The organism is Vicinamibacterales bacterium (genome assembly GCA_036504215.1).
Lineage (GTDB): Bacteria > Acidobacteriota > Vicinamibacteria > Vicinamibacterales > Fen-181 > FEN-299.
Genome location: DASXVO010000059.1, coordinates 318550 through 328764, shown reverse-complemented (window position 1 = coordinate 328764; position 10215 = coordinate 318550). Strand labels below are relative to the sequence as shown.

Annotated in this window: 8 protein-coding genes; 4 read left to right on the top strand and 4 right to left on the bottom strand. The window is 66.6% G+C overall.

Annotation, left to right across the window (positions count from 1 at the left end):
- The 4 genes from VGK32_18375 to VGK32_18360 form a co-directional block, all read left to right on the top strand.
- Positions 1-331, top strand: a 331-nt coding sequence (locus tag VGK32_18375) for a hypothetical protein (GenBank protein HEY3383735.1), incomplete at its 5' end; no start/stop codon positions are given.
- A gap of 9 nt (positions 332-340) precedes the next feature.
- Entirely contained in the window at positions 341-1252 is a 912-nt protein-coding gene (pyrB, locus tag VGK32_18370) for an aspartate carbamoyltransferase (protein HEY3383734.1), read from the top strand.
- Between the two features lie 225 nt (positions 1253-1477).
- Positions 1478-2809: a cyclic 2,3-diphosphoglycerate synthase gene (locus VGK32_18365; protein ID HEY3383733.1), complete on the top strand. Its 1332-nt coding sequence runs from the start codon at positions 1478-1480 to the stop codon at positions 2807-2809.
- A 178-nt stretch (positions 2810-2987) separates the two neighbouring features.
- Positions 2988-3515 (top strand): DUF1801 domain-containing protein, encoded by a 528-nt coding sequence (locus VGK32_18360; GenBank protein HEY3383732.1) that lies wholly within the window; start codon positions 2988-2990, stop codon positions 3513-3515.
- A gap of 24 nt (positions 3516-3539) precedes the next feature.
- Here VGK32_18360 and VGK32_18355 read toward each other — a convergent pair whose 3' ends face one another.
- From VGK32_18355 to VGK32_18340, 4 genes are all read right to left on the bottom strand, one after another.
- Entirely contained in the window at positions 3540-5405 is a 1866-nt protein-coding gene (locus VGK32_18355; GenBank protein HEY3383731.1) for a hypothetical protein, read from the bottom strand.
- A 106-nt stretch (positions 5406-5511) separates the two neighbouring features.
- Positions 5512-6921, bottom strand: a complete 1410-nt coding sequence (locus VGK32_18350) for an ATP-binding protein (GenBank protein ID HEY3383730.1) — start codon at positions 6919-6921, stop codon at positions 5512-5514.
- Positions 6911-7600, bottom strand: a complete 690-nt coding sequence (locus VGK32_18345) for a response regulator transcription factor (protein ID HEY3383729.1) — start codon at positions 7598-7600, stop codon at positions 6911-6913. Before VGK32_18345 ends, VGK32_18350 begins: the two co-directional genes overlap by 11 nt.
- 7 nt (positions 7601-7607) lie before the next feature.
- Positions 7608-9104 (bottom strand): serine hydrolase domain-containing protein, encoded by a 1497-nt coding sequence (locus tag VGK32_18340; protein ID HEY3383728.1) that lies wholly within the window; start codon positions 9102-9104, stop codon positions 7608-7610.
- Positions 9105-10215 lie beyond the last annotated feature (1111 nt).

Here is a 10215-nt window from a genome sequence, read left to right as displayed (position 1 = left end):
CTCGGCGCTGGTTGCCAGCCGACTGGTTGTGGACTACTTCATCATCTCGACCGACGCGGACAAGGTGTACACCGACTACCGGAAGCCAACGCAGCGCGCGATCGACCGCGCGACCGTCGCGGAGATGGAGGCCTACCAGGCGGCCGGCCAGTTCCCACCGGGGAACATGGGGCCGAAGATCGAGTCGGCGCTCCGGTTCATGAGGAACGGCGGGAAGGAAGTCATCATCACGTCGTACAACTACCTTCGGGCTGCCGTGCACGGGGAGGCGGGCACGCACATCGTGCCGTCAGGGAAGCCAGGAGTCAGGAGCCCGGGTTCAGGAGCCTGAAAGACCGCCATGAAGCTTGACCACGTCGTCGAGTCGCAGCAGTTCACCGTGCCGCTTCTGATGGAGCTGTTCGACCGCACGCGCCAGATGGAGAAGGTGGCCGCGCGCGGCGGGACCCTCGACTACCAGCGCAAGATCATGGCGTCGCTGTTCTACCAGCCGTCCACGCGGACCCGCTTCTCGTTCGAGGCTGCCATGTACCGGCTGGGCGGTCGCGTGCTGTCCACCGAGCAGGCGGGGTTCTTCTCGTCCGAGGTGGAGGGCGAACAGCTCGAGGACACGATCCGGATCATCGGCGGCTACTCGGACGTGATCGTCATCCGCCACACGCAGGCGGGCGGCGCGCGCCGGGCAGCACAGGTCTCGGCGGTGCCGGTGATCAACGCCGGCGACGGCAACGGCGGCCAGCATCCGACACAGGCGCTGCTCGACCTCTACACCATCTACCGCGAGCGGCCGATCGAGGGGCTGAGCATCGCGTTCATCGGCGAGCTGGATCGCGGGCGCACGGCGCGATCGCTCGCCTACCTTCTGAGCAAGTTCGAGCGGGTGAAGATCTACTTCGTCAGTCCGCCCGAGATGCAGATGAAGGCGGACATCCTCGAGCACCTCGACGAGCACGACGTCTGGTTCGCGCTGGAGCGGGAAGCCGGCAAGGTGCTGCCGCAGGTGGATGTGGTCTACCAGACGCGGATCAGGCCGGAGCGAATGGCCGATCGTGGCGCACATGGACGCTATACGATAGATAGCACCGTCCTCCAGACCATGAAGCGAGATGCCCTGATCCTGCATCCGCTTCCGCGCACGGTCGAGATCGACAAGGCTGTTGATGCCGATCCGCGCGCGATGTACTTCCGGCAGGCGACAAACGGGTTGTACGTCCGGATGGCGCTGCTCACCATGTTGTGGGACGGTCAGTGAAGGAGATCCGCTCGATGCAGGTGCAGGACTACATCGAGCGGGCCTGCGCGTCCCGGCTGCGAGAGGCTGAAGGAAGAGAGGATATCGACTGGGCGATCGAGCGTATCGAGAAGGTCATTACGGCGTCATCACAAGGGAATCGGGCATCGGGATTCGGAATTCGTCGCGTACCTCGCTCCTGAATCCTGGCTCCTGACTCCTACTTCACTCTCAGAGAGGAACCGCATGCATCGGATCAAGACCGTCATCATGGGAGCCGCGGGGCGCGACTTCCACAACTTCAATACTGTGTACCGCGACAACGAGCGGTACGACGTGGTTGCCTTCACCGCCACCCAGATTCCGAACATCGACGGCCGCAAGTACCCGGCATCGCTCGCGGGGACGCTCTATCCGAAGGGCATTCCGATCGTCGCCGAGAACGAGCTGGAAAAGCTCATCCGCAAGCACCAGATCGAGGAAGTGGTTTTCGCGTACAGCGACGTCGCCTACAACTACGTGATGAGCCGCGGCTCGGTCGTGAATGCCGCCGGCGCCCACTTCAAGCTCCTCGGCGCGCAGCCGACGATGATCAAGAGCACGAAGCCGGTGATTTCGGTGTGCGCGGTTCGGACGGGATCGGGCAAGAGCCAGACCAGCCGGCGCGTGGCGCACCTGCTGCAGTCGCACGGCCTCAAGGTGGCGGCGATCCGGCATCCGATGCCCTACGGCGACCTCGAGAAGCAGAAGGTCCAGCGGTACGGCAGCCTCGCCGACCTCAAGAAGCACAAGTGCACGATCGAGGAGATGGAGGAGTACGAGCCGCACATCGTCGAGGGCATCATCATCTACGCCGGTGTGGACTACGGCGCCATCCTCGAGCAGGCGCAGGCCGAAGCGGACGTCATCTTGTGGGACGGCGGCAACAACGACATGCCGTTCTACAGGCCGGATCTCGCGATCGTCGTGGCCGATCCGCTGCGGGTCGGAAACGAACTGAGCTACTACCCGGCCGAGGCCAACCTCCGGATGGCCGACATCGTGATCATCAACAAGATCGACAGCGCGGAGCCGAAGGCCGTCGATCAGTTGCGCGCGAACATCCGCAAGGTCAATGCGAAGGCGGTGATGATCGATGCCGCGTCGCCCATCTTCATCGACCACCCCGAACGCCTGACCGGCAAGCGCGCCCTGGTGGTCGAGGACGGCCCGACGCTCACGCACGGTGAGATGAAGATCGGCGCCGGCGTGGTGGCGGCCAACAAGTACGGCGCCCGAGAACTCGTCGACCCGCGTCCGTACACGGTCCGGTCGATCACCGACACTTTCAAGAAGTACACCGGCATCGGCACGCTGCTGCCCGCGATGGGATATGGAGCCGGCCAGGTGAGGGACCTGGAAGAGACGATCAACAAGGTTCCGTGCGACGTGGTCGTGATCGGCACCCCGATTGATCTGAACCGGATCATCAAGATCAAGAAGCCCACCGTGCGCGTCACCTACCAGTTGCAGGAGATCGGCACGCCGAATCTCGACCAGACGGTTGGCCAGTTCGTGAAGAAGTTCGTCAAGAAGTAGGCAGGCCGTGCCCGCCTCGTGATCGCTCGGCCGCTCGTCCTTCGGGACGGGCGGCCTTTTCTTTCTGTTAAGATGCTTCCACCGTCACACGCGACAGCGGTCCGAACCGGGATGTCCATCCAGTTGGCTGGCACGTTCGATTCGGGCGGGATCCGTTGAAGGGCCAGTGGAGGCGCTGATGGCGAAGAGTACAGCGGCGAACGTGAAGGAGTACCTGGCCGAATTGTCCCCGGAGCGCCGCGAGTTTGTGGCCGCGCTCAGGAACGCCATCGTCCGGAGCCTGCCGAAGGGCTACCGTGAGTCGATGGGCTACGGCATGATCAGCTATGCCATCCCGCTCAGCCGCTATCCGAAGACCTACAACGGTCAGCCGCTCTGCTACGCGGCGCTCGCTTCTCAGAAGGGCTATGTCGCGCTCCACCTGATGTCCGTCTACATGAACCCGGCCGCCGAGAAGGCGCTGCAAAGCGGCTTCAGGAAGGCCGGCAAGAAACTCGACAAGGGCAAAGCGTGTCTCCGCTTCCGCACGCTGGAGGATGTGCCCATCGAGGTCATCGAAGAAACGATTGGCAGCGTGTCGGTGGACGAGTACGTCAGCCAGTACGAGGCGGGGCGCCGCCGCACCGCCGGGGCTCGGCGCCGCGCGGCCGCCGCGACGAGCAAGACGCCCGCGCGCCCGACAGCCCGGAAGAAGATCAGGGCGTGAGCCGCCGCGACGTCGAGGGTTCGGTCACGCCAATTCTTCGTGCAGGCGCGCCTCAGCGGCCTCGAGGTCGAGGCCGTGACGCAGACACATCGTGGCAACACCGACGGGCGGCGGGTAGGCCTTCCCCGCACGGCGACGCGGCTCGATGAAGTCGATGACCTCGAACAGCGCCTCGCACGCCCGTTCGTAGCTCACGTTGGCCAGGTCGCGGATATAGCGCGCGGACCGGTCAATCAGCTTCAGGTTGCTCGGCACCACCCAGATCATTCGATTGCCGATGACGCGCCCCAGCCGCACCATCGTGCAGGTGGATAGCGCGTTCAGCAGCATCTTGGCTCCCACGCGGGTGAGCGGGTCGAGCAGGAACCGGCCGTCGGGAATGCGAAGCGTCACCGTCAAACCAGCCAACTGAAACGCCGCTGACCGCTCGAGTTCCTCGAGAAAGGCCGCGCGACCGATCGCGACGAGCAGGGCCGCGGCACCGACCTCGCGGGCCTCCGCCAGCCTGGACGACAATGTCGAGTCGGCATCGCCCATCAGCACCATGTCGCGTTCGCACACGACTGCGAGCACGGCGTCCTGCGGTCGTGTCGGACGCTGGACGAGTCCGTCCAGGCCAATGCGGAACCGCATCAGTTCGCGGCAGCCGATCTCCCGAACGACGGCTTTCTGCCGAACCGCGGCCTCCGCGTCGAGAAGGGCCGCCAGGTCCCGATCGCTCCACTCGATCGTCTGCGGCGGCCTGCGAAGCAGGCGTGTCCACGCCTCGCCGGTGGACTCGACCGGAGTGAAGAGAAACGCCCACGACTCGGACGCATCGTGATCGTCCCACTTGCGGAACGACGGCGTGCAGAACGTCGGGCTTCGCTCGGTGGTGTCGGTGAGAACATCGATGCCGAGCGAATCCGCGAAGTACGACGTGCGCGCGCCAGACCGGTAGACCCGCTCTTCGGTCTCGACGATGCGCCCGAGGGCCTCCCGCACCCGGGCGCTGGCCAGTTCCGCGTTGACGTCTGCGAGCGCCGCCCGTACCGCGCCCGGGACCTGGCCGGCGGCGCCGAAACCCGCATCGAGCGCGCCTTCCCGGGCCAGGATCTCCCGCAGCACCATCTCGAGGATCGTCAGCATCACCGCGAGCTGGATGCTCGTCGCCTGCATGCGCGTCGATCCGGTGATGGCCATCGGCCCGGTCGTCAGGTTCACCTTCTGGATGCGCGCCTCGTCCAGCACCTCACGGCTTCGGCGGACGTGCGCACGCAGCAGGTCATCGGGGTTGTTGTAGACGAAGAAGACGCGAGCGCCGGCATCCAGCCCCTGCCAGGCCGTGCCGATGACGAATGATGTCTCGCCGCCCTCCGTGATTGCGAAGACGACGTCGCCGGTTTTCACGCCGAGGTCGCCAATCTGCTTGCGACCGAACGGGGCGAAATCCTCGAACCCCTCCACCGACTTGATCAGCGCGTAGTCACCCCCGGCCATCACGCTGCGGGTACGATTCTCCCAGCGGTCGGGACTGGGTGTGGCCCGGCCGCACGCGCGCCGCTCCTGCCAGAACGCGCGCCAGGCGGCGTCGAGTTGAATGCTGAGACGGCCGGTGGCGCCGCAGCCCGTGAAGAACACGCGGCCGCCGCCCAGGAGAGCCCCGAGGAGTTCCTGGACGATCTGTTCCGGCTGATTCGATCGCGACCACGTGTCGTACGTCTCCACCACGTCGCGGTCCACGTCGAAGAGCACGCCAAGACCCGCCGCCGCGTTCTCTCGTGCGACGCCGCAGAGACCGGCCGAACGCGGATGTGACGATTCGGTGAGGAGGTCGCCGAGGTGGAATTCGGCGGCGATCGTCAGAAAATCTTCAGCGCGATCGCGCGCTGTCTGCCCTGGTTGAGACATGAGCGCCAGTCCCCTGAACCGTGTCGCGTGCCCATTCTGACGAGCTTCGGGGCCGGCTGCAAGAACTACGGTCCGTCGCGAGGAGAGGCAGGACGCGCTCGTGCGGCTACTCGCGCGCCGCGGGCAGGGCGATGCCAACCGTGACAGTGTCCCGGCCGCTCGCGGCCCGGACCCGGCCGCCCTGTGCCTCGACGAGATGCTTCACGATCGCCAGGCCGAGCCCCGAGCCGCCGGTCACGCGCTGGCGAGCCGGATCCGCACGATAGAAGCGATCGAAGATCCTCTTCAGCTGGTCCTCGTCGAGATGGCTGCCGGTGTTCTCAACCTCGATCGCCGCCTCGCTGCCGTCGGCGCGGCTTCGAACCTCGATGCGCCCGGTCTGGGGCGTGTGGCGGACGGCGTTGGTGAGCAGGTTCAACACGACCTGCCGGAGACGGGCGGCGTCCGCGCGGGCGACGAGGCCTGGTGCGAGAAGAAGGCGCACGCGGCTGTCCTCGTCGAGACCAGCCGCCCGCACCGCCGACCGTACGACCGCATCGACGCCGACGTCCTGGATCTGCAACCTGAGTTCGCGTGCCTCCGCGGTGGCCAGTTCCTGGAGGTCGTCAACCAGGCGGCCGAGGTGGAGCACTTCCTCGTGCAGGTCGCGAATGGCCGCGGCGGGATCGGGCGAGAGGCCATCGAGCACGGTCTCGAGGCGGCAGCGGAGAGCCGTGAGAGGCGTGCGAAGCTCGTGGGCCACGTCGTTCACGAGATCCTGCCGCAGTTGGTGCTCGCGCTCGAGTGCCGACGCCATGTCGTTGAACGACGCGGCGAGATCTCGGGTCTCACGGCTGCCCCGAGGCACCACGCGATGCGAGCGGTGGCCGCGCGCCAGGGCCCCCGTCGCTGCACGCAACTCCTGCAGCGGGCGAACGACTCCCCGGGCCAGCAGCCAGGTCAGGAACACGGCAAGCACGGCCACGACCGCCGTCGCCACGAGCAGACGTCGATCGAGCGAGCCGAGAAACGCGCTCGCATTTCGATCTCGTTGCTCGTCCGGGAGTGGCAGCAGAAACAGGAAGGCCGGTCGGCCATCGCCAAGCCGAACGGGCAGCGGGCTGAGCCGGAACCGAAGGCCAATCCGGTTCACGATCCGCCCCCCGCGTCGGGTGGCGTCGAGGCTGATGACGTCTCCCGCGACGTGAACTGACAGGTCTTCGAGTTGGGCGACCGCCTTCCCGGCGGACGCCACCAACCCGCCGTCGGCGCCGGTCACGACCAGAAGCGCCGTCGCCGGCACGCGTCGCCCGATTGCCGCCATGGGCACCGGAGCGCAGCAATGGCCGTCGAGTTCGTGTGCCAGCTCGCGTGCCAGATCCGGCAGTCCAGAGGACTCGGCACGCCGTTCGGTTTCCTGGAATCGGATGAATTCCTGACGGGCGCCCTGCCGGGCGGCCAGCGCAACCGCGACGAGCGCGGCGAGCGCGAGGCCGCCGACGGTCAGGAGCAGCCTGGTCCGGAGGTTAGTCGTCATCGGACAGCGCCAGGCGGTACCCGAGCCCGTGAACCGTGACGATGTAGCGATGTCCGCCCTGCGGTTCGAGCTTCCGCCGCAGATTGGTCACGTGCGTGTCGACCGTGCGATCGAGTCCCTCGTAGTCGGGCCCGAAGGTCCTCGCGATGAGTTCTTCGCGCGTGAACGTTCGACCCGGATGCCGTGCCAGCGTTTCGAGCAGTCGGAACTCGGTCGGTGTGAGCCCGACCGCCTGGCCGGCCAGGCGGGCCTCGCGCCGCCAGTGATCCACTTCGAGGTCGCCGACGCGGGTCGGTTCGGCAGGCTCGGCGCCGGGGTCGCCCGCGCGGCGGAGCAGCGCGTGCACGCGGGCTACCACTTCCCTGGGACTGAACGGCTTCGGCACGTAGTCGTCGGCGCCGCCATCGAGGCCGCGGACGCGATCCTCCTCGGACGTCCGCGCCGTCAGCATGATGATGGGCACGTTGGACACCGCGCGAAGGCGACGACACACCTCGTAGCCGTTCAGTCCGGGAAGCATCCAATCGAGCACGACGAGGGAGACGTCCGACTGCGTGGCCCGTTCCAGTCCCGAGATGCCGTCCCGCGCGGTGGCCACGGTGTGGCCGGCGTGCTCGAGATACAGCACGAGCGTGTTGGCCACCACCTCGTCGTCTTCCACGATCAGCACCAGCGACACTGCGGCTCTATCCCTTGTTCCCGCCCGCGAGTTGCCGGTATATCGCGGCGCCCAACTGCTCGGCGGCCGGAGGGTCGGCGTTCTCGAGCACGACAACCGTCCAGGTGCCGTCGGACTCGAGCACGGCGTTGCAGCCAGGCGCCCCGCCGGCAATCCCCAGCGAGCCCATGGCCCGCCCCCCACCGACGCCATCGACATCGAGCACCCACGCGGTCATCTTGTCGTCGATCAGCCGTTTCTCCCGGAGGGCGTTGTCGAACGCCAGGAGGTCGGCAACCGTCGCGTAGGCGCCGCCGGCAGCGCTGCCCGCGGCGCCGTGCATCTGTTCGTTGCTGTGCAGGTCGACGGGTCCGTCGGGCCCGCGGCGTGTGTAGCCGACCGCCATGTCGGCGGGAGACCGGTCGGTCTGAAGGAATGCCGCGCTCTTCATCCCGGCAGGCTCGAACACGCGCCGGGCGATGTAGTCCTCGTAGGGCATGCCGGAAACCCGCTCGATGATAGCACCGAGGACGATGTAGCAGCCGTTGCAGTACTGCATGCGGGCGCCCGGTTCGAAGAGCAGCGGCTTGGCCGCGACGAAGCGGAAGTAGTCGTTGTTCGACCGGAACCCGGACTTCGGGGCCTTGGCGAAGTCGGGGCCGAAGAAGTCCGCGATGCCGGCCCGATGATGCAGCAGTTGATCGATTGTCGCCGCGCGTGCCTTCTCGTTCGGGTAGTCGGGCAGCAGCTTCCCGATCGTGTCGGTCAGGGCGACCTTGCCCTGCGCCATCAACTGGGCGATTGCGACCTTGGTGAAGCTCTTGTTGATCGATCCGAGGTTGAACCTGGTCGCCGGCGTGACCGCGACCTTCTTGTCTCGCTCTGCGAGGCCGAACGGCTTCTCGTAGACGGTCGTGCCGTTCTTCGCGACGAGCACGGCTCCGGAGAACGCTCCAGCGTCTGCAAGTTTCGCCAGGTGTCCATCGAGAGCTTGCGAGAGTTGCGCGGTCGTCATCGCACCGTTGACAGGCGGCGGTGGGCCCGCCGGCTCGGGATCCGGACGCGGGTCACCTCGGCGCCCGCCTCCCGCCTCGACCCTCATCCCCACTTTGACGATGCGGTACGGCGGTGCCGGCTCGAGCGTCAACTCGATGGTCCCCTCCATGCCGGTGGCGCCCGTCACGGCCATCTTCACCGGGTTCTGGTCGTCCACCGCGACGCTGGCGAGCGTCAGCTTGCCGAAGTCGGAGGCGACCCGCTGAACGAGCTGCTTCCGGTTCTCGGGCGAGCGTTGCGCGAGCGCTTCCGGTGTGAAGTTCTCCTGCGCCATCTTCTCGAATCGTCCGGCGTCGCCGCTGGCCAGCGCCTCGAAGAAAGCGTTCGCCCTCTCGCGCATTTGCGCGGGCGGCTCCGCGCCGGTCGCGAGAGGCGGCGGCGCCTGTTGCGCTCCGAGCGTGGTCATCAACACGCCCGTCAGGGCGATCACCAGCACTTCCACGATCCCGACCCTGCGTCCATTCATCATCGACCTGTACCTCCAACGCAGACAGGTTACATGGAAGTTGTGAAGAAATGATGGAGACCGGCTTGCCGACGTGACGGTACTCCATCTCACTCGAGTTGACGTCCGGGCGGGTCCTGTTCGGGCAGTCGCCACTTGCGGCATCCCACCACCTGAACGGTTCCTCGTCAACTCGTGTGATCACCGGTATAGAGACCGTTCGACGGAGCAGGCGGAACGGCAGCACCGGACGACAGGGTCTTCTGGGACACCAGCGACCGTTGCGCCGTGGATTGTGAGACACCTCGTTGCTCGGCAGCCTGCGGTACGGAGGGCCTTTTCGCCGACGGCATGCGCTCGACAGGCCTAACAGCATGGTGAAAGTCCCGCCGGCATTCGGCCGACGCTGCATCCCACCCGGCTGCGTTGCTCCTCCCTCGAATATGGCCCGATATTCTCGGTCGTCGCTCCTGGCCGGCTGGGCGCATCGTCGCCCTCGGTGCTGCGCCGCGACTTCCACCACGGGCTGCCAACCGCGACATGTCGCCCGAGTCGGGTGGCCTGCGCCCTCGCCCCGCGAGCCCGGCGTGGGCCTGCTTGCGGCACGTTCCGGCTGGATCTCCACGATGGCGCCGAGGCTGTGCAATTGCGGCTACCCTGCTGGCGGGGTGGCGCCGATGCCTTCGGACTTCGACACGACGGCGCTTCGCATCACGTCCAACCGCGCGCTTCAGCCTGGCGCCGAAGTTCCTGTGATTGATCCCCCGGCTCCCGATCGAGTGTCGAGGCCCTGGCGTATATCACGGCTCGGACCGTGTGGCTCATGTACGAAGGGTAGTACAAGAATCAAGAAACGTTCAACGCAACGTGGCCACTATCAGCGGCTGGATCGCCTTGGTCGGGGCGTCAAAACGGCTGCATGATTTCCGCCGGCGTTTCTGTCCTTCGTCCCTCTACTCCATCGTTTTTCGATCCGCAGCGTGCCCATCACTTGCCCTCGCGGGACAGGTGCGTTCCCCCCGGCCCGGGCGTACAAGAAGAGAGGCGGGCCCGAAGACCCGCCCCTGAGAATCCGACCGCGGGCGCGGCCTGCCTCGCCGGAGCCGTCCGGCGAAGGCGGCAGGCCCGCAACCAG

Bases quoted from the DNA above. Each gene is read 5' to 3' on its own strand.
- pyrB (HEY3383734.1), top strand. From the start codon at position 341: ATGAAGCTTGACCACGTCGTCGAGTCGCAGCAGTTCACCGTGCCGCTT.
- VGK32_18365 (HEY3383733.1), top strand. From the start codon at position 1,478: ATGCATCGGATCAAGACCGTCATCATGGGAGCCGCGGGGCGCGACTTC.
- VGK32_18360 (HEY3383732.1), top strand. From the start codon at position 2,988: ATGGCGAAGAGTACAGCGGCGAACGTGAAGGAGTACCTGGCCGAATTG.
- VGK32_18355 (HEY3383731.1), bottom strand. From the start codon at position 5,405: ATGTCTCAACCAGGGCAGACAGCGCGCGATCGCGCTGAAGATTTTCTG.
- VGK32_18350 (HEY3383730.1), bottom strand. From the start codon at position 6,921: ATGACGACTAACCTCCGGACCAGGCTGCTCCTGACCGTCGGCGGCCTC.
- VGK32_18340 (HEY3383728.1), bottom strand. From the start codon at position 9,104: ATGATGAATGGACGCAGGGTCGGGATCGTGGAAGTGCTGGTGATCGCC.